The following is a 23,333-nucleotide window of genomic DNA, read 5'->3' as shown; positions in this document are numbered from 1 at the left end:
CCATTCTAATAAGATAAAAGTCGCCATATTTTACTCAATAAGGCGACTTTTTAATATGTTGAGTTAGTCGATAAGCCGAGTTCTGTCGTGGACAATCATTCCTCTAGACGTACATTCGCATGCACGTTCAAGCAACCTACCCGAACTCTGAGCGGGCACACCCATTGAGTTCCTATTTGGTCTTGCTACGAGTGGAGTTTACCATGCCGTGAAATGTTACCACTCACGCGGTGTGCTCTTACCACACCCTTTCACCCTTACCAACCTAAGCTGGCGGTCTGCTCTCTGTTGCACTAGTCGTAGACTCACGTCTCCCAGACGTTATCTGGCACTCTGCCCTATGTAGCTCGGACTTTCCTCTCGTTCACTTGTCCCACTTATCACCTTTTTAGGCATACCTTGCGGTCTTAAGGGCTTCAATAAACCAGCGATTGTCTAACTAACTCACCAGTAATTATACCTTAATTTACATAAATAATATAGAGATAAATATGAAGTTAGGCTACAATTGCCAGCAAAGTTAAACCGAAAAGGAAAAGATATGATGGATTATTTACAAGATGCTAGAAATACGCTGGAAACAGAAGAAAAGGCATTATCTGAGCTTAGACTTAGACTTGATAAATCATTCAATGATGTTGTTGACCTTATTTTAAATTGTGAAGGTCGTCTTGTTATTGGTGGTATCGGTAAGTCAGGGTTAATTGGTCGTAAAATGGTAGCAACCTTTGCTTCCACTGGTACTCCCAGCTTTTTCCTTCATCCCACAGAAGCCTTTCATGGTGATCTCGGGATGCTAAAGCCCATTGATATTGTGATGCTTATCTCTTATAGTGGAGAAAGCGATGATGTCAATAAATTAATCCCAAGCCTTAAAAACTTTGGTAATAAAATCATTGCATTAACAGGTAACCGCAATTCTACTTTAGCCAAACATGCTGATTACCTATTAGATATTTCAGTAAAACGTGAAGCTTGCCCAAATAACCTTGCCCCAACCACATCTACACTGGTAACCTTAGCTTTAGGTGATGCATTAGCAGTTGCCTTAATCAATGCTCGTCACTTCCAAGCAACTGATTTTGCTAAATTCCATCCGGGTGGTAGCCTTGGTCGTCGATTACTAACGAGAGTAAAAGATCAAATGCAAACTAAGCTCCCTATTATTGCGCCTAACACATCATTTACAGAATGTTTGACTGTGATGAATGAAGGTCGTATGGGGGTTGCATTAGTGATGGAAAATGAAACCTTAAAAGGTATTATTACTGATGGTGATATTCGTCGAGCATTAACCGCCAATGGTACAGAAACGTTAAATAAATCAGCTCAACAGTTAATGACTCTGAATCCAAAAACTATCAATGAAAATACATTTATTGGTCAAGCAGAAGACTTTATGAAACAAAATCGTATTCATTCATTAGTCGTATTAAACGACGATAATAAAGTCGTTGGTATAGTAGAATTCTCAAGTTAATTAAACAATACATATGAAAGAAAACTTTAAAAAGATCAAATTTGTTATTACGGATGTTGATGGTGTATTAACCGATGGTTTAATGCACTATGATGCAAATGGTGAAGCCATTAAAAGTTTTCATGTCCGAGATGGTCTAGGGATAAAAATGCTGATGGAAAATGGTATTAATGTAGCTGTTTTATCTGGTAGAGATTCTCCTATTTTACGTAAACGGATTTCAGATCTTGGTATTAAACTAGCCATTTTAGGTAAACTCGAAAAAGAAACAGCCTGCTATGAATTAATTAAACAAGCCGGTGTAACCGCCGAAGAAACGGCTTATATTGGTGATGATACCGTTGACCTACCTGCTTTTGCAATTTGTGGTCTATCATTTGCTGTTGGCGATGCAGAAAACTATATCAAAGATTGTGCGGATATAGTATTAACACATAACGGCGGGAAAGGGGCATTTCGTGAAGTTTCTGATATGATCCTAGCTGCACAAGGAAAATCAGAAGTTTTTAATTCTGCTCAAGGCTTTTTAAAAATAGTTTCAGATAAAATGAGCCAATAACACCTCCCTCTTAATAAAAAAATGCCAGATATCTTATATAAAGAGCTGGCATTTTATCTATGATAATTTCTAATAAAAACTAAATTTCATTACATTCTAACCAAGGAATTGTATTTTTATAATAAATTGAGCTACGTTCACCCGCACTTAAATTTACATAACCACCTTGGATTTGATGATAAGAGCGATAACGGACTTCAAATCGATTTCCTTCTGGATTCAAGGTAATATTTTCAAGATGATCGAAAGGCTCTACTTTGCCTCCATCCAATTGGAAATAAAAACCAAAATTATCTTTCATACGACTTTCCCTTGATAGTGGGAAATAAGTGATTAAAGAAGATGTTGAAGCTGTTTCAAAATTCTTACAAACATAATTATATCTTTTATAATTAGTTATATTGTTTAACTCTGCCTGGCTAATATTATCTTTCAAATATCCAACTTTTCCTGATTGATTATTTTGAGAACCAGTACAAGAAAATAATCCCACTAATGCCGATGTTAATAAAATAAGTTTAAGTTTGTTCATAATATAAAGTTCCAATTCTATTTGTTCTGTTTAATTAAAATTATCTAACCCATATTGGTATAACGTATTTTTTTTATAACCATATAGTTCAGAAACAATAGCAGCTGCTCTTTTAAGCGGTAATTCTTTAGAGATCAGTTCTAACGCTTTAATAGCTAAAGGCTCAATGTTATTTTGCTCTTCTATTTTAGCTTTACCTTCAATAATCAACACCATCTCACCTTTCGTTCTGTTAGCATCTTCAGATAACCATTGACGTAGATTAGTGACATTGCCCCCTGTAATTGTTTCCCAAGTTTTAGTAATTTCTCTAGCAAGCACAATATAACGCTCTTTCCCTAGCACCTTTTCAATATCTGCTAAGGTCTCTAAGATGCGGTGAGTACTTTCATAAAAAATCAAAGTCCTTTCTTCTTCTGCAATACTCTGTAGTTTATCTTTACGAGCTTTAGTTTTAGCAGGTAAAAAACCTTCAAAACAAAAACGATCTGAAGCAATTCCTGAAGCACAAAGTGCAGTAATCGCGGCACAGGCTCCTGGTAAAGGAACCACTTTAATTCCAGCTTGACGAGCATTACGCACCACATGAAATCCTGGATCACTAATTAAAGGCGTTCCTGCATCAGAAATTAAAGCAATATTCATACCTTGTTTCAATTTTTCAACTAATGCGTCAGCTTTTTGTTGTTCATTGTGATCATGTAAAGCATAAAATGGCTTTTTTATGCCATAATGGCTCAATAATAACCCACTATGACGAGTATCTTCAGCAGCAATTAAATCTACTTGAGCAAAAATCTCTAAGGCTCGTTGAGTAATATCTTGTAAATTACCAATTGGCGTGGCAACAATGTATAAAATTCCAGATAAATTATTCATTTTGTTTATTCTTTTATTTGATTTTAATGTTTGAGAGAAGTAAGATCGCTCGTATTCTTTTAGAAACGGAGTAACTATGACTATTCTATTACAACGCACCAAATTTAAAAAACGTTTAATGCCATTTTTATTTCCAGTATTACTTGCTGGATGTACAAATTTATTTGGCAGTAACTTTCAAGATGTTTTAAAAAATGATGCGAATGCTAGTTCTGATTTTTATATGAATAAAATAGAACAAACTCAAGATGTTTCAGATAAACAAACTTATAAACTTCTTGCCGCACGTGTTCTGGTGACAGAAAACAAACTCGCACAAGCAGAAGCTCTATTATCTGAATTAGCTGAGCTTACCCCAGAACAACAATTAGATAAATCTATTCTTGATGCTCTAATTTCAGCAGTAAAACGTGATAATGATAAAGCCACAGCCCAATTGTCGCCAATTCAAATTTCACTATTAAGCCAATCTCAAAAGGCTCGTTATTATGAAGTTAAAGCACGTATCGCTGAGAATAAAGTAGAAATTATTGAAGCTGTAAAAGCTCGTATCCAAATGGATGCTGCGTTAACTGATGTTCAACGTAAACAAGAGAATATTGATAAAACTTGGGCTTTATTACGCAGTGCTAATAAAACACTAATTAACTCAACTCCAGCTGAAGGTAATGTTGCTTTAGCAGGATGGTTAGATTTAGCTAAAGCCTATAATAATAATTTAAGTCAACCTACTCAATTAGCTCAAGCATTACAAACATGGAAAACAACTTATCCGAATCATAGTGCAGCATATTTATTCCCTACTGAATTAAAAAGCCTTTCTAATTTTACTCAAACAAAAGTAAATAAAATGGCGTTGTTACTACCATTAAGTGGTAATGCTTCTATCTTAGGAACTACCATTAAATCAGGTTTTGATAGTGCCCGTGGTTCAGACTCCTCATTACAAGTTGAGGTTATTGATACCATGGCTAAACCTGTCGTTGATGCTGTTGCTCAAGCGAAACAAAATGGTAGCAATGTTATCGTCGGTCCACTACTCAAAGATAACTTGGATATGATTTTAAATAATCCTTCATCAATTCAAGGTATGAGTGTTTTAGCATTAAATTCAACAGCTAACTCACGAGCAGTAGATAAAATGTGTTATTACGGTTTAGCTCCTGAAGATGAAGCCGAAGCAGCAGCAACAAGAATGTGGAATGATGGTATTCGCAAACCGATTGTCGTAGTCCCCCAAAGCGACCTAGGTCAAAGAACAGCTTCTGCATTTAATATTCGCTGGCAACAACTAGCTTCAACGGATGCAGATATTCGTTACTATAACCAAGCTGACGATGCTTCCTATAGCTTAACAGCGGATCCTGCCAAGAATGAAGCTATTTATATTGTAGTAACAAACAGTGAAAATTTAATGACTATTAAATCTGCACTTGATAATGCTAGTTCAAAAGCAAAAATTTATACAAATTCTCGCAGTAACTCATCTAATAATGCTTCAGAATTTCGTTTAGCTATGGAAAATGTTATCTTTAGTGATATTCCATTCTTTAAAGAACTTGATAGCCCTCAATATAAAAAAATTGAAGCTGCAACAGGCGGCGATTATTCATTAATGCGTTTATATGCTATGGGAGCTGACTCTTGGCTATTAATCAATTCATTTAATGAATTACGACAAGTGCCTGGATTCTCAGTAAGTGGGTTAACAGGTAAATTAAGTGCTGGTCCGAATTGTAATATTGAACGTGATTTAACTTGGTATTCTTACCAAGGTGGTAATATCGTTCCTTTAAATTGATACTTGATTAATGTTTTCCTTAAAACGCCAAAAAGGGGCGAGCTTTGAGCAACAAGCTCGTCTTTTTTTAGAATCTCAGGGCCTAAAATTTATTGCGGCTAACCAAAATTTCAAATGTGGAGAACTCGATCTTGTTATGTTGGAGGATGAAACAATCGTATTTGTTGAAGTTCGCCAGAGAAAAAATGATATTTATGGTTCTGCCATTGAAAGTGTTGATTACTACAAACAGCAAAAATGGGTTGATGCCGCAAGTCTATGGCTGGCTCGCCAAAATAAAAGTTTAGAAGATACGAATTGTCGCTTTGATTTAGTCGCTTTTGGTTCAACAGCAACTGATATTCAATGGCTAAAAAATTTTATTGAATAATATGTTAGAAAAAATTAAAGATCTTTATACTGAAAATATCCAAACACAAATTTCAGCTTCGCGCTTATTACCCGAACATATCGTTAATGCAGCCAATAAATTAGTGAATTGTTTATTACGAGGTAATAAAATCATTGTCTGTGGGCATGGACGTGCTTATGCTAATGCTCAATTTCTAGTCGCTAATCTATTAAATAGATATGATTTAGAACGTCCAAGTTTTCCATCTGTGTTACTTAATATAGATGGAGCTGTAGGCTCTGCAATTGTTGCAGATAATCATGTAAATACTCTCTATCAACGTCAGTTTAATGCTATTGCACAACAAGGCGATATACTTGTCGTCATGTCTCCTACCGCTGGTGATGCTTCTATTATCAATATATTAAATTGTGCGGTTAACAAAGATGTTTCAATTATTGCTTTTTCTGGCACAAACAATGATCATCTACAAGGTCTACTTACTGAAAATGATCTTGAACTACAAGCTCCAGCTGTGAAAGAAAGTCGAATTTTAGAGAGTCATTTATTTATCATCAATGCAATATGTGAATTAATTGACTATAAATTGTTCACACAAAATAGTTGACAAAAAAAACCAGGCACACCACACTACTTATTGTATTTTCGGTTCTAGGAGATTTATACATATGCATATTCGTCAATTAAAAAAACTCGTATTAATTTTAGGTTCTGCTCTATTGCTACAAGGTTGTGTTGCGGCACTTATCGGTGGTGGTGCAGCTGCGACAAAAGTAGGAACCGACCCTCGTACAACAGGTACACAAGTAGATGATGAAACCTTAAAAATTCAAGTATATGATGCAGTAATTAAAGATGAACAAATTAAAGATGAAGGTCGTGTTGCCGTTTCATCATACAGTGGACGAGTCTTACTTATTGGTCAAGTTCCTAACGAAAGTTTAAAAGACATCGCAACAAGCTTAGCCAAAGGGGTTGAAGGTGTTGGTGAAGTTTATAATGAAATGCGAGTGGGTAAACCGATTACTGTAGAACAGAAAGCCAAAGATAGTTGGATTACCACAAAAATTAAATCAGATATGCTCGTCAACTCTTCAGTTAAAACCACCGATATTAAAGTGATTACTGAAAATAATGAAGTATTCTTAATGGGTAATGTGACTCAAGATCAAGGAAATGCGGCTGCAGAAGTTGCTCGTAATATTAGTGGTGTTGAAAAAGTTGTGAAAGTATTTAAATACTTAAATTAAAACATTACATAAAAGGCAGATCATATTGATCTGCCTTTTAATAATCTTATGCTCAATAGTAAAAATTAACGCTCATTCCAACGCTTAATTGATTCACGAATTACTTCTTTTGCTTCTTCTACATCGCCCCAGTGAGTCACTTTAGTAGAACCTGGTTTTTTCAGTGCTTTGTAATTATTGAAGTGAAATTCAATTTGTTTGATTAATTGTGCTGGTAAGTCAGCTAATGTGTTGTAAGCGTTACCTGTATCACGATCATCTGCTGGAACACAAACAATTTTATCATCAACTTCACCATCATCAACAAATTTCATGACGCCAATTACTTTTGCTTCAAGGAACACACCTGTTGCTAATGGTTGACGAGTGATTAATAATACGTCTAATTCATCACCATCTTCATCTAAAGTTTGTGGAATGAAGCCATAGTTAGTTGGTTTTGCAAAAATTGCTGGCTCAACGCGATCTAATTGGAATGCTGCAACTTTACGATTCCATTCGATTTTGTGGCAACTACCTTCTGGAATTTCATTTACTACATTGATGATACCTGCGTCAACATCGCCTGGAGTTAAGATTTGGTTAAAATCTGCCATTATATTTCCTTTTTAAATATTAGTTGAAAACTTTGTGATTATATCAGTTTTTATGGGAAAATTAACGTGCAAAGCATAAAAAGTGCGGTTAATTTCCATTTAATTTAAAAATTATCTTTTGCCTTACGTAATTCCGTAAATTCCTCTAAAGTTTTAGCCTTCAAAAATAAATTAATCGTTTTTTCTAATTTCATTGTGGTTGGTAAACTAGGCTTATTTTCAGCACGTAATTGCTCTACTAAAATTTTCTGATTTTTGACCGCAGTTTTTAGTTCCAAATCGTTCGCCACTGCTTCAGCAAATAGCAAATTAGCCCAAGTATATTCATGTGCAGGGCAAACAATAGTTTCATCTGGCAGTAGTTTTAAACGCTGTAAAGCCTCAAACATTTTTGCATAATCTCCTGTGAATACTCTTCCACAACCTGCTGAAAAAATTGTATCACCACAAAATAAATGCCCATCAACTAAATAGCTTACGTGATGCGCTGTATGTCCCGCCGTAGGAATGACTTCTATTTGATAGTGTTCAGTTTTAATCTGTCCCTTATTAATAATCTGAGTTGCGCCTTTATCGGCTGTTTCAGAGGGTCCATAAACCTCTAAATGAGGATAATGAGCCTTAAGTTCAGCCACACCCGCCGTATGATCATCATGATAATGGGTTAATAAAATTGCTTCTAATTGCAAATGATGCTGTTGCAAATAGGGTAATAATTTTTTTGTTTCTGCGACATCAATAACAATTACAGGTAAATTTTCTCGCCCATAAAGCCAAATATAGTTATCATTAAGTGCTGGTATTGGAGTTAACATAAACATTCCTATTCTTTTAAGAGGTAATCAGATTAATCAAATGATGTGGCATGCTAAACATTCAAAACCAATGGATTTGCCTACTAGCTGGCAACAACTTCCAAATGGTCAAGATTATTGTAACGCACTTAGCCAATATTTTGCGAATTGGCTTCCAAATATTTTAGGTTATCAAGTACTCAAGATAGGTGGGTTAAGTGGGGAAATTCTCCTTGATCTGCCCATGCGTCACCAATTGATCATTAGCCCCAAAATTTCTAACAATCTGACCGCACTTTGTGATCAATCCGATATATCTATGGTGCAAAGCAAAATTACCGAACTACCACTTATTGAAAAATCAATTGATGCTTGCTTTTTAATCAATACGCTAAATTTTACTGAAGATCCTCACCAAGTATTACGTGAAATTAATCGTGTAATCACTGACAGTGGGTTGTTATTTATTTCTCTATTCAATCCTATCAATCCATTATATAAGCCTATCTTTGCTTATAGTTCACCGTATAAATTCAAATTGCGTCGATATCTCACTTGTCGTGTTATTGACTGGTTAGAATTACTTAATTTTGAGATTTTGGGCTGTGAAAAATTATCTATTTCATCTCATCGGAAGGCGACATGGTTTGCACCACTTATTGTGATCGTCGCACAAAAAAGAACTTGTCCTCTGACATTACAACCTGCAAAAATTCATTTCAAACAAACGGGAATGTTCACGCCAGAAGCCGCCTTTAAAGAGATTAACCAATAAATACTTGCTCCTTTCAGCTTTCTTCTCTATTATGCTCGAACATTTTTTAATTAGTTGAGAGACATATGACAGAACAAACCTTTATTCCTGGTAAAGATGCTGCCCTTGAAGACAGTATCTCAAAATTTCAACAAAAGCTATTAACATTAGGTTTTAAAATTGAAGAAGCATCTTGGTTAAACCCAGTACCAAATGTTTGGTCTGTGCATATTCGTGATACAGAATGTCCTCAATGTTTTACTAATGGCAAAGGAGCGAGTAAAAAAGCAGCATTAGCTTCTGCTCTTGGCGAATATTTTGAACGTCTTTCTACCAATTATTTCTTCTCTGACTATTATTTAGGTCAAGAAATTGCAAACAGCGAATTTGTTCATTATCCATCAGAAAAATGGTTTCCAATCGAAGATCCCGATGTTTTACCAGAAGGTATTTTAGACGACTTCTTATTAAACTATTTTGATCCAAACCAAGAGCTAACGCCTGAATTATTAGTTGATTTACAATCAGGTAATTATGATCGAGGAATTGTAGCCATGCCTTATGTACGTCAATCTGATCAACAAACCGTATATATTCCGCAAAGTATCATTGCCAATCTTTACGCATCAAATGGAATGTCGGCAGGCAATACTAAATATGAAGCTCGTGTTCAAGGATTATCAGAAGTATTTGAACGCTATGTTAAAAACCGTATTCTAAAAGAAGCCATTAGCTTACCGCTAATTCCCCAAGAGGTCATTGCACAATATCCAACTATTGAGGCATCAATCAAAAAATTAGAACAAGAAGGTTTTCCTATTCTTGCCTATGATGCTTCATTAGGCGGTAAATATCCTGTTATTTGTGTCATTTTATTAAACCCTAATAATGGCACTTGTTTTGCCTCATTTGGTGCTCACCCTAATTTCCAAGTGGCATTTGAACGTACGGTAACGGAATTATTACAAGGTCGCAGCTTAAAAGATTTAGACGTGTTCTCTCCACCTTCATTTAACAATGATGATGTGTCAGACTTAGCCAACCTTGAAACTCATTTTATTGATTCAAGTGGTTTGATTTCTTGGGATCTATTTAAGCAAGATGCAGATTATGAGTTTGTACATTGGGATTTTTCAGGCAGTTCACATGAAGAATATGACAATCTGATGTCAATCTTCAATTCAGAAGGCAAAGAAGTCTATATCATGGATTACAATCATTTAGATGTATATGCTTGTCGTAGTATCGTGCCTGGCATGTCGGATATTTATCCTAGCGATGATCTTATCTATGCTAACAACAACATGGGCATGGAATGGCGTGAAATTTTATTAGATTTACCGCACTTTCATCATGATGCTGAAACCTACCAAGAACTTTTAGCAGAGCTTGATGACCAAGCTATCGATGATGCAACACGTGTACGAGAGTTTATTGGATTAGTACCGCCGCCAAAATCAGGTTGGGTAACTTTACGTATCGGTGAATTAAAATCAATGCTTTACCTGGCGTTAGGTGATTTAGAATTAGCCTTAGACTGGGCAAACTGGGCTTACAACATGAACAGTTCAGTGTTTACTCCAGAACGTGCTAACTATTATCGTTGCTTAATTAATAGCATTGAATTATTCCTTGATGAAAATCGTGAACCCTCACAATATCGCATGATATTTGAAAAAATGTACGGTCAAAGTGCGGTTGATTTTGCATGGAAAGCTATTCAAGGCGGTAATCCATTCTATGATTTATTAGCAGATGATGAAAACTTAGAAAAATTCCAAGCACATCAAAATCTATTAAAAGCATATGAAAAATTGCAAAAAGCAAAACGTAGCAATTGGAAATAATACCGAGCCCTTTGATTCTAACCATTAAACGTACATTTCAATGTACATATTTAGGATAATATTTATGGCGTTTAGCTCTCTATTTACTCTACTTGATGATATCGCAAGCGTACTTGATGACGTTTCCTTAATGACCAAAGCTGCAGCTAAAAAAACCGTTGGTGTGATTAGCGATGATCTTGCTCTAAACGCAAACCAAGTCAGCGGTAAAGATATTCTTGCAGAACGAGAATTACCCATTGTGTGGTCAGTTGCTCGGGGTTCATTAATTAATAAGGCAATCTTGATTCCCTTAGCTTTACTGCTTTCGATCTACTTTCCGGCGGCAATCAATGTGTTATTAATGATTGGTGGTGCTTATTTATGTTTTGAAGGTGTAGAAAAACTTTTGCATACATTCTTACATAAAAAAGAAAACCATTCAGCTGAACCTGCTGAAAGCTCAAAGGAAAGCGATAAAATTAAAGGCGCGATACGTACTGACTTCATTCTTTCTGCTGAGATTATCATTATTGCATTAGGTAGTGTACAAGATGCAGATACGCTGACTAAAGTTTTAAGCCTCTGTGCCGTTGGTTTGGGTATCACATTTTTCGTTTATGGATTAGTGGGCTTAATTGTAAAACTGGATGATATTGGCTTTTGGATGATGCAAAAACGAAGCTCATTACCACGTCAAATCGGACGTTTTTTACTCTTTATTATGCCATGGATTATGAAATCCTTATCAGTAATTGGTACTATCGCTATGTTTTTAGTGGGGGGAGGAATTTTTGTCCATTATCTGCCCGCAATTCACCATATTGTAGAAAATTTTTCGCTTTATCATCATGCCGCATGGTTAGTAGAAGGGTTAATCGGTGTTATCATCGGAGGAATCCTATGTGCCATTGTGCTTCCTATGATGAAACTATTTTCTCAGCAAACTAGCAATTAATGATTTAAATAAAAAGCAGATCAAAGATCTGCTTTTTTCGTAGTACGGAAGAATTTTTTATAAATCCACCGCACTTTTTATAATAGAAAAATAAAATTAAGATTTAGGAATGCATTCTACGTGTTTTGCATTGGCTAAAATGCCTTTATGACGTAACAATGCATCTAAGCTTGGTTTACGTCCACGGAAGCGTTCAAATAAAACCATAGGCTCTTCTAAACCACCTCGAGTCAAAATTTCATCTAAATAAGATTTACCTGTCACTGGGTTAAAAATACCTTCTTCTTCAAAACGAGAAAAGGCATCTGAAGAAAGTACTTCTGCCCATAAATAGCTGTAATACCCTGCCGCATAGCCACCACCAAAAATATGACTAAAGCTATTGGCTGTACGTTGCCATTCTACAGATTTAATCACAGAAACTTGCTCTTTTACTTGTTTTGATATGTCTAATACACGAGCTCCTTTTGTCGGATCATATTCATAATGCAAACGGAAATCAAACAGTCCAAATTCAAGCTGACGTAACATAAACATAGCAGATTGGAAATTTTTTGCTTTAATTAATTGATTCAATTTTTCTTTTGGTAAAGGTTCATGGGTTTGATAATGCCCTGAAATAAAAGCGAGTGCTTCTTCTTCCCAACACCAGTTTTCCATAAATTGACTTGGTAATTCTACCGCATCCCATGGCACACCATTAATACCAGATACATCACCCACATCAATTTGAGTCAGCATATGATGAATGCCATGTCCAAATTCATGGAATAAGGTAGTTACTTCATCATGGGTAAACAACGCTGGTTTATCCCCTATTGGTTTATTGAAATTACAAGTTAAATACGCCACAGGTATTTGAATTTGACCATCGGCTTTTAATTTACGACCAATACAGTCATCCATCCAAGCCCCACCACGTTTATGTTCACGGGCATAAAGATCGAGATAGAAACGGCCTCTTACTTGATCTTTTTCATCAACCAAATCAAAGAAACGTACATCTGGATGCCACGTATCTATCCCTTGACGTTCTACTGCACGAATATTAAATACTCGTTTAACAACTTCAAATAACCCAGAAATCACTCGTTGCTCAGGGAAATAAGGACGTAATTCCTCATCATTAATGGCAAATAATGATTGTTTTTGCTTTTCACTATAAAATGAAATATCCCAAGGTTCAAAATAGGTTACACCATAGTTGTCGTAAGCAAAGTTTTTTAATTCACATAATTCATTTTTGCCTTGTTCTTTAGCACCTTTGGCAAGATTATTGAGAAAATCCAACACTTGTTCTGGACTTTCTGCCATTTTAGTTGCTAAGGAAAGATCTGCATAAGTTTCAAATCCTAATAATTTTGCTAATTCATACCGCAGTTTTAGGATTTCTTCGATAATAGATGTGTTATCCCATTTCCCTGCATTAGGGCCTTGTTCTGAGGCTCGAGTAACAAATGCACGATACATTTCTTCACGTAATTCACGGTTTTCACAATAAGTTAATACAGGAATGTAACTTGGATATTCCAAAGTAAAACGATAACCTTCTAGCCCTTTGCTTTCCGCTGATAATTTTGCTGCTTGTAATGCACTCTCAGGTAAGCCTTTTAATTGGTTTTCATCTGTTACAATTTTTTCCCAGCCCATCGTTGCATCCAACACGTTATTACTAAATTGCGAACTTAATTCAGATAAGCGACTAACAATTTCTCCATAGCGTTTTTGTTGTTCTTCAGGTAATGAAATACCCGATAATTGGAAATCACGTAGGCTGTTTTCCACCGCTTTCTTTTGAGCAACCGAATAGTTAACAAATTCAGGGCTGTTTTTTAATTGTAAATAAGCTTCATATAAGCCTTTATGTTGCCCGACCCAAGTGCCATATTCTGATAATAATGGCAAACAAGTTTGATAAGCCTCTCGCAATTCATTACTATTTTTTACTGCATTTAAATGACTTACGGGTGACCATGCTTTACCTAGGCGATCATTGACTTCAGATAATGGCTGACAAAAGTTTTCCCAAGTGAAGTGTGACTGTTTTAAAACCTTTTCAGTCGTATCACGACATTCTTGAATTAATTGTTCAATAGCAGGTTGAATATGTTCTGGCTTAATTTTTGAGAATTGAGGTAACACTGAATTTTCTAATAATGGGTTTGACATAAAGTCTCCTTATAATAAATTCCTAAAATTTAGGCGTTTAAATTAAATTGGGGTTTATTTTATAAAATCAAGTTTGAAAATGCTAAGAAATCATGGATAATTGAGAATTATTTTTCTTACGCTAAGGATTATGCATGAAATTAATTTTTGCACTATTAGGTTTTATTTTCCTTGGACTTGGCATCGCAGGGATTATTCTGCCATTAATGCCTGGGACACCTTTCTTACTTTTAGCCTTATTTTTCTTTGCAAGAAGTTCTGATCGCTTACATCAATGGTTTTTACAAACCGAAATTTATAATAAACATTTAAAAAGTTTGAATGAACAACGAGCGTTAACGAAAAAATCAAAATTTTGGATTCTCTTCATTGTGACTATTATGCTCGCTATTGGCTTCTATTTCACGCCTTCTGTCGTAGGTCGTACGATTATTGCAAGTATCTTAATGATCAAATATTTCGTCTTTTTCTTTTATATTAAAACCATTGAGGAATAATCTGTCATGATGATTGACAAACGCCTAATTAATACTGTGCCGGACAGTAAAAAATGGATTAAAATTACCGTGCTATGGAATTGGCTCACGTTAGTGGGAGGTATCATCAGTGCCGTAGTATTTGCTTATGTATTACAACAAGCATTTACACAAGAACTTTCGCTGGTAAGTGCGGTTGTTTTTTTTATTATTTTAGTTGGAGCATTGTACTTACGTTCTTTTGCAAGTAAAAAATCCGTGAATGCGTCTTATTTTGCAAGTACACAAGTGAAACACCATCTACGTACATTAATTTATCAAAAGCTCTCTTCAATGCCTTTAAATCAGGTAAACCAACAATCTACTTCATCAGTTATTCAAATTGCTTCGGAAGGCGTAGAACAAATTGAAATTTATTTCGGCCGTTATTTACCGCAGTTATTTTATAGTCTACTTGCGCCACTTACATTATTTATCTTTTTGGTCTTTTTTAATGCTCCAACAGCCTTGGTATTATTAGTCTGTGTACCTCTTATTCCCATGTCAATTATCGCTGTTAATAAAATTGCCAAAAAATTATTAGCCAAATATTGGGGAATTTATGTAGGATTAGGTAGTAGTTTTCTTGATAACTTACAGGGGTTAATTACTTTAAAAACCTATCAAGATGATGAATATAAAGCACGACAAATGAATGTTGAAGCAGAACATTTCCGTAAAATCACCATGAAAGTCTTAACTATGCAGTTAAATTCTGTATCACTGATGGACTTATTAGCTTATGGTGGTGCCGCGATTGGAATTATCATGGCTTTATTAGAATATCAAGAAGGTGATATTAGCATCTTTGGTGTGATTCTTTTCATCTTACTTTCATCCGAATTTTTTATTCCATTACGCTTATTAGGCTCATTTTTCCATGTAGCAATGAATGGTAAAGCTGCTTCAGATAAGATTTTTGCTTTATTAGATACCGCTGTAGAAGAAAATACTGATGCGGAAACATTCGAAAAACAAGAGCAAGTTAAAGTGCAAATTAATGATTTACACTTTGCTTATAACGCTGAAAAAACTGCCATTAATGGACTAACTCTGACGATAGAACCAAAACAATTAACGGTATTTGTGGGCAAAAGTGGCTGCGGAAAATCCACCTTAGTTTCGCTACTGATGGGATTCTACAAACCTCAACAAGGTGAAATTTTATTTAACCAACAAAATTCTGCCAAAATTGACCGCACTTCGCTCTATCAACATATTTGCTTAGTAAGCCATAGTAGCTATGTGTTCAAAGGTAGCTTACGTGAAAATATGTTGATGGCTAATTTACAAGCGACTGATGAACAAATCTATCATGCGCTTGAACAAGTCAATCTGGCTAATTTTGTGCATGAAAATGGCCGATTAGATATGCCATTATTAAGCCGTGGTACAAATTTATCTGGTGGACAAATTCAACGTCTAGCACTTGCTCGTGCTTTATTACATGATGCAGATCTTTATATTTTTGACGAAGCTACTAGTAATATTGATATAGAAAGTGAAGAAATTATTCTGCAATTTATTCAGCGTTTAAAACAACAAAAAACGATAGTGATGATTTCTCACCGACTTGCCAATGCTGTACATGCAGATCATATTTATGTGCTACAGGCTGGGCAATTAGCGGAACAAGGGACACATACAGAATTAATACATAATAATGGACTCTACACAGAAATGTTCACACAACAACAAGATTTAGAAAATGTCAGAAAGGAGGCAAAACATGCGTAAAAATGGATTTGTTGTAATGTGGCATTTACTTAAATTAGTCACACCATTAGCTCATGTAATGTCCTTTACCATTATTATGGGAACCCTTGGCTTCCTTGCTGCAATTTTCATTATGGTGCTGGGAGCAATGGGATTATCAAATCTCCTTGGCTTTAATACGCATTTAGGAATTTCTGGAATTCTGACCGCACTTATTGTTCTCGCCGTAGCACGAGGTATCTTACGTTATCTCGAACAGGCTTCAGGTCACTATATTGCTTTCAAACTTCTCGCATTATTACGAGATAAAGTCTTTAGTGCTTTACGTAAATTAGCTTTTGTTAAATTACAAGATAAACAAGCAGGTCAATTACTTTCATTAGTGACCAATGATATTGAATTATTAGAAGTATTCTATGCTCATACCATCGCCCCTATTGTGATTGCTTTTCTGACTTCAGCAATTTTACTATGTGTATTTGGTCATATTTCAGGTTGGTTTGTATTAATAGCACTGCTCGCTTATCTTACTATTGGCGTGATCTTACCCATTATTACCACTCAAATGGCGCGTGAAGATGGTCGCCGTTATCGGGAATTAGTGGGCGAAATGAATGACTATTTCCTTGATAGCATTCGAGGTATGAAAGAAATTCAATTATTTGGAAATGAAGATGCACGCTTAAAAGAAATTAATCAACGTAGCCAAGCTATTGATAAAGCCTTCTTACTAATTAAAAACCAAGAAGGAAAAGTACGTGCTTACACAGAAATTGCGGTTTCAGCATTTAATATTTTAATTTTATTTACAGGCTTAATTCTATTCTATTATCAACAAATTAATTTTGCTGGTTTACTCATTGCTGTTATTTTATTAATGTCAAGCTATGGCCCTGTAATCGCTTTAAGTAATCTTTCTAATAATATGCTGCAAACTCTCGCTAGTGGTGAACGTGTTTTAGGCTTATTAGCAGAACAGCCTAATATTCAAGATGTTACTACAGGTGTAGACTTAGTAGATATTCAACAAATTCGAGTGGAAGATCTAAACTTTGCTTATGATAATGAACAAATTCTGCAAAATATCAACCTTAGTGTGAATAAAGCTCAAATTGTAGGAATTCATGGTCGTAGTGGCAGTGGTAAAAGTACCTTATTAAAATTAATTATGCGTTTCTTTGATCCTCAACAGGGAAAAATTTCCATTAATCAGACCGCACTTCCATCAATAAATACTACAAGTTTGCGTGATAATATTGCTTATATTACCCAACAAACTTATATTTTTAATGAATCAATCTATGAAAATATCCTGATGGCAAAACGTCAAGCGACAAAAGAACAAGTCATTGAAGCAGCTAAAAAAGCCAGTATTCATGACTTTATTATGAGTTTGCCCGAAGGCTATGAAAGCAAAATGACAGAAATGGGCAATAATTTATCCGACGGTGAAAAACAACGCATTGGTATTGCTCGAGCCTTCCTGTGTGATGCTCCAATCATTTTATTGGATGAACCAACCAGTAATTTGGATAGTTTGAATGAAGCGATGATTTTACAATCTTTACTCAAAGTAAAATCTGAAAAACTGATTTTATTAGTGAGTCATCGTAAATCTACTATGGCAATTTGTGATCACGTCATTACTATCGAAAATGGTCGATTATCTTAAACCCAATCAAGGTGAGTGAATAACTCACCTTTTCTTTTCCTAAAAATTTTTATTTTTAATACCGCACTTATTCATAATTTGTTTAAATAACACTCAATACACATTGAACAGCTTAATCTTTTCAGTTAAAATTCACCGTCTTTTCCTAATAATGAGAATAAATTTTGTTTCAATTAAATCAAGTCTCCTTTTCAATCTCCAATAGGACATTATTAGAGCCTATCACTTTAAATTTTGAACTAGGCAAAGTCTATGGATTGATTGGTCATAATGGTTCAGGAAAATCCACATTAATTAAATTGATTGCTAAACAAAATTCTTGTTCATCAGGCTCTATACTTTTTGAAAATAAAGATATTAATCATTGGTCGAGTCGTGAATTTGCTAAACGTGTTGCTTATCTTCCCCAACACCTTCCCCAAGCCACCAACTTAACCGCCAGAGAGCTTATTACTATGGGTCGCTATGCTTGGAATGGTCTATTTGGAAGTAATAAGAAAGAAGATAATGCAGCTATTGATCATGCATTAGTATTAACGCAAACAGAAAAATTTGAACATCAATTAGTTGATGTCCTATCAGGTGGAGAACGCTCGCGCATTTGGCTAGCTATGCTGTTGGCACAACAAAGCCAATTCTTGTTACTGGATGAACCTTTAGCAGCACTAGATATTGCCCATCAAGTAGAAGTCATGCAATTAATTCAAAAATTGGCTCACCAACTTAATCTTGGAATTATTATTGTTATCCATGATATTAATCTTGCCTCACGTTTTTGTGATCATTTAATTGCCTTACATAGTGGTAGATTACTTGCTCAAGGTAATGCTCATGAAATTGTCAGTCGTGATAAATTAAAAGAGATCTATGGTATTGATCTTAATGTGATTTCACATCCTTATATTGATCGCCCTGTTAGTTTTTATTGATAAATTTTATGAAAACTCTCCGCACTTTTATCCTTTCAATATGTTGCTTATGTACTAGCCTAATGGCTCAGGCAACTAAGCCTGAACCCGCTTTTGCCACACTAGATTGGACGGTGGCAGAAACCATGATAGCTTTAGGAGAAGAGCCTATAGCCATTGGCGATGTAAATAGTTATAAGAAATGGGTTGTAGAACCTGAACTTTCTTCATCAGTTCAAGATCTCGGTATTCGTTTACAACCTAATCCTGAGCAATTATCACATCTTTCACATCGTCTTACTTCACAGTCACTACAATTTATTAATACCAGTTTTTATAGTTCTGTAACGCCTGTGCTAAACAAATTTTCAGAAAAAGTACATATTGTCGATTTTTATGCCGAAGGCGATGCTTGGCAAAATATTTTATCCGCTACCCGAAAAGTTGCTCAATTCATTGAAAAACCCAATACTTTCGAACAATTGCTACAACACTACAACAATAAAATTAACGAGCTAAAACCAATTGTCCAAAGTTACATTAATAGACCTGTAGTTTTAGTACAATTTATTGATACTAGACATTTGCGTATCTATGCTGAAAATAGTCCTTTTGGTGCAGTTCTGCGACAACTAGGATTTGAAAACGCTTGGAAAGGTTCTTATAACAATTGGGGTTTTCAAACTATCGAAGTGACTCAACTTAGCAAACTACCCCAAAATTGCCGTTTTGTAGTTATTAAACCCTATCCATCTAATATCAATGCCAGCTTAAAATACAATATTATTTGGCAACATTTAGATATGGCAAAGGATCCTTTAATTCTGCCTGCTATTTGGACTTTTGGTGGTATTCCTTCTGCACAACGTTTTGCTGAAATTTTCGCAAATGCATTGATTAAAGGAGGAGAACCTTGGTAGACAAAATCACTTTACGTTCTCTCATTTGGAGTACGCTACTTGTCGCAATTTTTTTCGGATTTCTGACCGCACTTCTACAGCTACAATTGCCTGAAGATAGCAATTTTTTTACTTTATTTAAAGCTACAGAAAACTTAGATGTACTATTAGTGCAAAGTTACACATTACCACGTATTTTAATGGCATTATTAGCAGGAGGGATTTTAGGTTTCGCCAGTTTATTACTACAACAAGTAATGGCAAACCCTCTTGCATCAGATAATACTTTAGGTATCAGTAGCGGTTCACAATTTTCATTATTTATTACCGCAATTTTTCTACCTGATTGGTTAGAGAACGGTTCTACTTTTATTGCCCTTATCGGTGCAGCCATTAGCTTAATGTTAGTTTTGAGTTTAGCTATACGTAAAACCATGTCACCATTATTACTTATTTTGGCAGGATTAGTGGTTAATTTATACTTTGGTTCATTCTCTGCCTTCATGATGTTGTTCTATCCTGAAGAATCTCGTGGTTTAGCACAATGGGGCGCGGGTTCTTTAGTACAAGAAAGTTGGCGAGACTCCTTATGGTTATTTGCTCAAGCTATTCCAGCCTTAGTAATTATCGGTTTATTAATTCGCCCTCTCAGTATTCTTGCTCTTAATGACGCTAATGCCCAAAGCCTTGGCGTTCCTGTAGGTAAATTACGTTTTATTGGAGTATTGGTCGCTTCATTTCTGATTGCTGCTGTAGTTTCTGCCGTAGGTATACTCGGATTTATAGGCTTAGCTTCTGCCACGATTATTCGCCAATTCGGCATAAGAACCTTAAAAGCTCAATTAATTGGGGCTTTTATAATAGGAGCCATGTTACTTTCCATTACTGATCTTTGTTTACAATTATTAGCTCATTTTAAAGGAATCAAGCTGCCTACAGGCGCAGTTACTGCATTATTGGGAACACCTTTATTATTATGGCTAATGTTCCGCTCACTTGCTCATTCAGGCCGTGTTCAAAATCAACCACTAAAAACTTCCCGTCAGTCATATAAATACTTAGGTATGCTAGTATTAACTGGGTTAATTATATCGATAATATTTAGCCTTTATGTAGGGCAAAATTCCTCTAATTTGAATATCGCTGATGCTATTTATAATGGAAATATGGGATTATTAGAAATTCGTTATCCTCGTGTCTTAGCTGCCTTATCGGTGGGAATTCTACTTTCTATTGCAGGGGTCATTTTGCAACGTCTTACCTTAAATCCGATGGCAAGCCCTGAACTGCTAGGAGTTTCTTCTGGCACATCAATGGGCATTTTAGTCGTATTATTTTTATTCTCTACACAACAGTCTGAATATTTCTGGATAGCTGGCATTTTAGGTGCATTCATTGCGTTAATGCTACTAATGCTAATTAATCAGAAAAATGGAATGTTACCTGAAAAACTATTACTCACAGGAATCAGTTTATCTGCCTTATTTGATAGTTTACAGCGTATTGCTATTGCCAGTGGAGATCCTCGAGCTAATCAACTGATTGCTTGGACGTCAGGCTCAACACAATCCGTTGATGCTAATTTTGCAGTATCAGTCCTTATCATTAGTATTTTCTTATTAGTAATTAGCTTGCTTTTTAGTCGCTGGCTCGAATTACTAGCGTTACAAGCCCCTATGGCAAAAGCCTTAGGTCTTAATTTAAAACAAACTCGACTTATTTTGATTTTATTTAGTGCATTTTTAACCGCACTTGCTACGCTAATTATTGGACCATTAAGCTTTATCGGACTATTAGTACCACAAATTATACAAACGCTTGGTGTACAAAAAGCAAAAGGACAACTTTTAATTTCTGCCTGTTTAGGAGGATTAATTATGGTTCTCGCAGATTGGTTTGGACGACAAATTTTATTCCCTTATGAAGTACCCGCTGGATTAGTTGCTACTCTATTAGGGGGAACTTATTTCTTATTAATGATAAGAAAAATATAATTTATTTTAGGAACCAAATGAATATTTTTATTTCAACTATGAAACAATACCGCTGGCATTTTGTTGGGGTATTTATTCTTACACTTTTATTTAGTGGACTTGGCGTTGCTGTACTTGCCTTTATAAATGATAAGTTGATGAAAGCTACTGAATCTAAAGATTTATTACTTTGGGCCTTCATTGGCTTATTAATTTTATTCTTAATCACGTCTATTGTAGCCCAAATTAGTTTAACAACTTTAGGTCATAAATTTGTTTACTTAATGCGTAAACAACTCGTGAAACAATTATTAGATACTCATACTGAACGTTTAAATCAAATTGGTACAGCACGTTTATTAGCCAGCCTTTCTGGTGATATTCGTAATTGTACATTTGCATTTGTACGTTTACCTGAATTAGTACAAGGAACAATTTTAGTTATCTGTGCCAGTATCTATCTATTTTATCTTTCACGTCCATTATTCTTAGTCACTGCATTATGGCTAGGCGTGACAGTATGGATAAGTAATATGGCAGTATCTCGTGTTTATGGTCATTTAAAACAAGTTCGTGAAGCAGAGGATAAACTCTATAAACATTATCAAGCGGCTATTGATGGACATAAAGAATTAAGCCTAAATCGAGATCGTGCACAATTTTACTTTGAACAAGAATTAGATATTAGTGCTATCCAACAGCGTAATAATTCTATCCGAGCTGATAGCTATCATAGTTTCGCCAATAACTGGACAAATGTAATGGTATTAGGGGCTGTTGGTATTGTTTTCTATTTATCCTTAGCAAAAAGCTGGGCAAATTTAGAAACCGCAACTACCATTGCATTAACTATTTTATTCTTACGTACTCCTCTCATTTCTGCGGTAGGTGCATTACCCACATTATTATCTGCAAAGGTTGCATTAAATAAGCTATCCAATCTTGAATTAGTGGAATATCAAGAGGGCTTTAAAATTAAAAATATGCTCCCTAACAATTGGAAAGAAATTCGTTTTGAAAACGTCACTTATACTTATCCTAATATGAAAAGTGCGGTAAGTTTTCAATTAAAACCGATAAATATCACGATTAAACGAGGTGAAATTATTTTCCTAATTGGCAAGAATGGCAGCGGTAAATCTACTCTTTCAATGCTACTTGCGGGTTTATATCAACCTTCTAGCGGTAAAATTTTTATAGATGATATAGAAATTACAACAGAAAACCAAAGAGCATTCCAATCACAAATTAGTGCTATTTTTAGTGACTTCCATTTATTTACTCAACTGTTAGGTAAATCAGGATTTGCTGATACAACAGAAGTGAGTAAATGGCTTGAAACCCTACAGTTAGATAATAAGCTAAGCGTTGAAAATCATCGCTTGTCGACCACCAACTTATCTCAAGGACAACGTAAACGTTTAGGTTTGTTAGTATCCTTGTTAGAAGAACGCCCTTTATTAATTCTTGATGAATGGGCTGCGGATCAAGATCCAACTTTCCGTAGAACATTCTATCAAGTATTGCTCCCATTACTGAGAGCAAAAGGGCACACAATTTTTGCTATTAGTCATGATGATAGTTATTTCAATTTAGCAGATCGTCTACTATTAATTAGTAATGGCGAACTCCGAGAATTAGTTGGAGAAGAACTTGAAATTGCTAGTCATGATGCAGTAGAAAAATTAAAAAATATATAA

At 35.2% G+C, this 23,333-nt stretch carries 21 protein-coding genes and 1 other RNA gene; 16 read left to right on the top strand and 6 right to left on the bottom strand.

From position 1 onward, the window contains the following. Nucleotides 1–55: 55 nt before the first annotated feature. An RNA gene (gene rnpB, locus BN1226_RS10470) (RNase P RNA component class A) lies at nucleotides 56–447 on the bottom strand. 97 nt (nucleotides 448–544) lie between these two features. Here rnpB and BN1226_RS09265 point away from each other — a divergent pair. Then, nucleotides 545–1,480 carry a KpsF/GutQ family sugar isomerase gene (locus tag BN1226_RS09265; protein WP_040596586.1) on the top strand — a complete coding sequence of 312 codons (936 nt, stop codon included), beginning with the start codon at nucleotides 545–547 and terminating at the stop codon, nucleotides 1,478–1,480. Between the two features lie 13 nt (nucleotides 1,481–1,493). Continuing rightward, nucleotides 1,494–2,039: a KdsC family phosphatase gene (locus BN1226_RS09260; protein WP_044470957.1), complete on the top strand. Its 546-nt coding sequence runs from the start codon at nucleotides 1,494–1,496 to the stop codon at nucleotides 2,037–2,039. Nucleotides 2,040–2,118: 79 nt separating this feature from the next. Here the strand turns inward: BN1226_RS09260 and BN1226_RS09255 are convergent, their stop codons facing one another. Then, complete coding sequence (locus BN1226_RS09255; protein ID WP_044470956.1) at nucleotides 2,119–2,571, bottom strand: hypothetical protein; 453 nt, start codon at nucleotides 2,569–2,571, stop codon at nucleotides 2,119–2,121. A 30-nt stretch (nucleotides 2,572–2,601) separates the two neighbouring features. Beyond that, nucleotides 2,602–3,450: a 16S rRNA (cytidine(1402)-2'-O)-methyltransferase gene (gene rsmI / locus BN1226_RS09250; RefSeq protein ID WP_044470955.1), complete on the bottom strand. Its 849-nt coding sequence runs from the start codon at nucleotides 3,448–3,450 to the stop codon at nucleotides 2,602–2,604. A 76-nt stretch (nucleotides 3,451–3,526) separates the two neighbouring features. On the opposite strand from rsmI, the gene BN1226_RS09245 reads away from it, so the two are divergent. The 4 genes from BN1226_RS09245 (at nucleotide 3,527) to dolP (ending at nucleotide 6,853) form a co-directional block, all read left to right on the top strand. Further along, nucleotides 3,527–5,251 (top strand): penicillin-binding protein activator, encoded by a 1,725-nt coding sequence (locus tag BN1226_RS09245; protein WP_044470954.1) that lies wholly within the window; start codon nucleotides 3,527–3,529, stop codon nucleotides 5,249–5,251. 10 nt (nucleotides 5,252–5,261) lie between these two features. Beyond that, nucleotides 5,262–5,621: a YraN family protein gene (locus BN1226_RS09240; RefSeq protein ID WP_044470953.1), complete on the top strand. Its 360-nt coding sequence runs from the start codon at nucleotides 5,262–5,264 to the stop codon at nucleotides 5,619–5,621. A 1-nt stretch (nucleotide 5,622) separates the two neighbouring features. Further along, nucleotides 5,623–6,210, top strand: coding sequence for a D-sedoheptulose-7-phosphate isomerase (locus BN1226_RS09235; RefSeq protein WP_044470952.1), 588 nt, complete (start codon nucleotides 5,623–5,625; stop codon nucleotides 6,208–6,210). Between the two features lie 61 nt (nucleotides 6,211–6,271). Beyond that, entirely contained in the window at nucleotides 6,272–6,853 is a 582-nt protein-coding gene (gene dolP, locus BN1226_RS09230) for a division/outer membrane stress-associated lipid-binding lipoprotein (protein ID WP_005761645.1), read from the top strand. Nucleotides 6,854–6,918: 65 nt separating this feature from the next. On the opposite strand, the gene BN1226_RS09225 is transcribed toward dolP, so the two are convergent. Together BN1226_RS09225 and gloB are read right to left on the bottom strand one after the other, a co-directional pair. Continuing rightward, nucleotides 6,919–7,449, bottom strand: a complete 531-nt coding sequence (locus BN1226_RS09225; RefSeq protein WP_005761673.1) for an inorganic diphosphatase — start codon at nucleotides 7,447–7,449, stop codon at nucleotides 6,919–6,921. Nucleotides 7,450–7,553: 104 nt separating this feature from the next. After that, nucleotides 7,554–8,264 carry a hydroxyacylglutathione hydrolase gene (gene gloB / locus BN1226_RS09220; protein WP_044470951.1) on the bottom strand — a complete coding sequence of 237 codons (711 nt, stop codon included), beginning with the start codon at nucleotides 8,262–8,264 and terminating at the stop codon, nucleotides 7,554–7,556. Between the two features lie 40 nt (nucleotides 8,265–8,304). On the opposite strand from gloB, the gene BN1226_RS09215 reads away from it, so the two are divergent. The 3 genes from BN1226_RS09215 (at nucleotide 8,305) to BN1226_RS09205 (ending at nucleotide 11,781) form a co-directional block, all read left to right on the top strand. Beyond that, a complete protein-coding gene (locus BN1226_RS09215; RefSeq protein ID WP_044470950.1) occupies nucleotides 8,305–9,018 on the top strand; it encodes a class I SAM-dependent methyltransferase in 714 nt (237 codons plus the stop codon). 65 nt (nucleotides 9,019–9,083) lie between these two features. Then, nucleotides 9,084–10,844: a 30S ribosomal protein S12 methylthiotransferase accessory factor YcaO gene (ycaO, locus tag BN1226_RS09210; RefSeq protein ID WP_044470949.1), complete on the top strand. Its 1,761-nt coding sequence runs from the start codon at nucleotides 9,084–9,086 to the stop codon at nucleotides 10,842–10,844. Between the two features lie 64 nt (nucleotides 10,845–10,908). Beyond that, a complete protein-coding gene (locus BN1226_RS09205) occupies nucleotides 10,909–11,781 on the top strand; it encodes a DUF808 domain-containing protein (protein ID WP_044470948.1) in 873 nt (290 codons plus the stop codon). A 96-nt stretch (nucleotides 11,782–11,877) separates the two neighbouring features. Here BN1226_RS09205 and prlC read toward each other — a convergent pair whose 3' ends face one another. After that, nucleotides 11,878–13,950 carry an oligopeptidase A gene (prlC, locus tag BN1226_RS09200; RefSeq protein WP_044470947.1) on the bottom strand — a complete coding sequence of 691 codons (2,073 nt, stop codon included), beginning with the start codon at nucleotides 13,948–13,950 and terminating at the stop codon, nucleotides 11,878–11,880. Between the two features lie 134 nt (nucleotides 13,951–14,084). Here prlC and BN1226_RS09195 point away from each other — a divergent pair, with 134 nt between their 5' ends. The 7 genes from BN1226_RS09195 (at nucleotide 14,085) to BN1226_RS09165 (ending at nucleotide 23,333) form a co-directional block, all read left to right on the top strand. Further along, complete coding sequence (locus tag BN1226_RS09195; RefSeq protein ID WP_005761637.1) at nucleotides 14,085–14,447, top strand: YbaN family protein; 363 nt, start codon at nucleotides 14,085–14,087, stop codon at nucleotides 14,445–14,447. Between the two features lie 6 nt (nucleotides 14,448–14,453). Further along, nucleotides 14,454–16,202 (top strand): ABC transporter ATP-binding protein/permease, encoded by a 1,749-nt coding sequence (locus BN1226_RS09190; protein WP_044470946.1) that lies wholly within the window; start codon nucleotides 14,454–14,456, stop codon nucleotides 16,200–16,202. Further along, nucleotides 16,195–17,853: an amino acid ABC transporter ATP-binding/permease protein gene (locus BN1226_RS09185; protein ID WP_044470945.1), complete on the top strand. Its 1,659-nt coding sequence runs from the start codon at nucleotides 16,195–16,197 to the stop codon at nucleotides 17,851–17,853. The genes BN1226_RS09190 and BN1226_RS09185 overlap by 8 nt, the downstream gene beginning before the upstream one ends. 164 nt (nucleotides 17,854–18,017) lie before the next feature. Continuing rightward, entirely contained in the window at nucleotides 18,018–18,782 is a 765-nt protein-coding gene (locus BN1226_RS09180; protein ID WP_044470944.1) for an ABC transporter ATP-binding protein, read from the top strand. Nucleotides 18,783–18,844: 62 nt separating this feature from the next. Next, the gene (locus tag BN1226_RS09175; RefSeq protein ID WP_044470943.1) at nucleotides 18,845–19,681 is read left to right on the top strand and encodes an iron-siderophore ABC transporter substrate-binding protein; all 837 of its coding nucleotides are present in this window, start codon (nucleotides 18,845–18,847) and stop codon (nucleotides 19,679–19,681) included. After that, the gene (fhuB, locus tag BN1226_RS09170; RefSeq protein WP_082041926.1) at nucleotides 19,675–21,654 is read left to right on the top strand and encodes a Fe(3+)-hydroxamate ABC transporter permease FhuB; all 1,980 of its coding nucleotides are present in this window, start codon (nucleotides 19,675–19,677) and stop codon (nucleotides 21,652–21,654) included. Before BN1226_RS09175 ends, fhuB begins: the two co-directional genes overlap by 7 nt. Before the next feature lie 17 nt (nucleotides 21,655–21,671). Then, a complete protein-coding gene (locus BN1226_RS09165) occupies nucleotides 21,672–23,333 on the top strand; it encodes a multidrug ABC transporter permease/ATP-binding protein (RefSeq protein ID WP_044470942.1) in 1,662 nt (553 codons plus the stop codon).

This window comes from Mannheimia massilioguelmaensis (assembly GCF_000940515.1).
GTDB lineage: Bacteria > Pseudomonadota > Gammaproteobacteria > Enterobacterales > Pasteurellaceae > Basfia > Basfia bettyae.
The sequence above is the reverse complement of the archived record's forward strand: the minus strand, read 5'-3'. Positions and strand labels throughout refer to the sequence as shown.

What these genes read in the sequence shown, in the direction of transcription:
- ycaO (WP_044470949.1), top strand. Translation starts at nt 9,084, where the DNA reads ATGACAGAACAAACCTTTATTCCTGGTAAAGATGCTGCCCTTGAAGAC.
- BN1226_RS09185 (WP_044470945.1), top strand. Translation starts at nt 16,195, where the DNA reads ATGCGTAAAAATGGATTTGTTGTAATGTGGCATTTACTTAAATTAGTC.
- rsmI (WP_044470955.1), bottom strand. Translation starts at nt 3,450, where the DNA reads ATGAATAATTTATCTGGAATTTTATACATTGTTGCCACGCCAATTGGT.
- BN1226_RS09235 (WP_044470952.1), top strand. Translation starts at nt 5,623, where the DNA reads ATGTTAGAAAAAATTAAAGATCTTTATACTGAAAATATCCAAACACAA.
- gloB (WP_044470951.1), bottom strand. Translation starts at nt 8,264, where the DNA reads ATGTTAACTCCAATACCAGCACTTAATGATAACTATATTTGGCTTTAT.
- BN1226_RS09265 (WP_040596586.1), top strand. Translation starts at nt 545, where the DNA reads ATGGATTATTTACAAGATGCTAGAAATACGCTGGAAACAGAAGAAAAG.
- BN1226_RS09260 (WP_044470957.1), top strand. Translation starts at nt 1,494, where the DNA reads ATGAAAGAAAACTTTAAAAAGATCAAATTTGTTATTACGGATGTTGAT.
- BN1226_RS09240 (WP_044470953.1), top strand. Translation starts at nt 5,262, where the DNA reads ATGTTTTCCTTAAAACGCCAAAAAGGGGCGAGCTTTGAGCAACAAGCT.
- BN1226_RS09245 (WP_044470954.1), top strand. Translation starts at nt 3,527, where the DNA reads ATGACTATTCTATTACAACGCACCAAATTTAAAAAACGTTTAATGCCA.
- BN1226_RS09255 (WP_044470956.1), bottom strand. Translation starts at nt 2,571, where the DNA reads ATGAACAAACTTAAACTTATTTTATTAACATCGGCATTAGTGGGATTA.
- prlC (WP_044470947.1), bottom strand. Translation starts at nt 13,950, where the DNA reads ATGTCAAACCCATTATTAGAAAATTCAGTGTTACCTCAATTCTCAAAA.
- BN1226_RS09190 (WP_044470946.1), top strand. Translation starts at nt 14,454, where the DNA reads ATGATGATTGACAAACGCCTAATTAATACTGTGCCGGACAGTAAAAAA.
- BN1226_RS09225 (WP_005761673.1), bottom strand. Translation starts at nt 7,449, where the DNA reads ATGGCAGATTTTAACCAAATCTTAACTCCAGGCGATGTTGACGCAGGT.
- dolP (WP_005761645.1), top strand. Translation starts at nt 6,272, where the DNA reads ATGCATATTCGTCAATTAAAAAAACTCGTATTAATTTTAGGTTCTGCT.
- BN1226_RS09195 (WP_005761637.1), top strand. Translation starts at nt 14,085, where the DNA reads ATGAAATTAATTTTTGCACTATTAGGTTTTATTTTCCTTGGACTTGGC.
- BN1226_RS09215 (WP_044470950.1), top strand. Translation starts at nt 8,305, where the DNA reads ATGATGTGGCATGCTAAACATTCAAAACCAATGGATTTGCCTACTAGC.
- BN1226_RS09165 (WP_044470942.1), top strand. Translation starts at nt 21,672, where the DNA reads ATGAATATTTTTATTTCAACTATGAAACAATACCGCTGGCATTTTGTT.
- BN1226_RS09205 (WP_044470948.1), top strand. Translation starts at nt 10,909, where the DNA reads ATGGCGTTTAGCTCTCTATTTACTCTACTTGATGATATCGCAAGCGTA.
- BN1226_RS09175 (WP_044470943.1), top strand. Translation starts at nt 18,845, where the DNA reads ATGGCTCAGGCAACTAAGCCTGAACCCGCTTTTGCCACACTAGATTGG.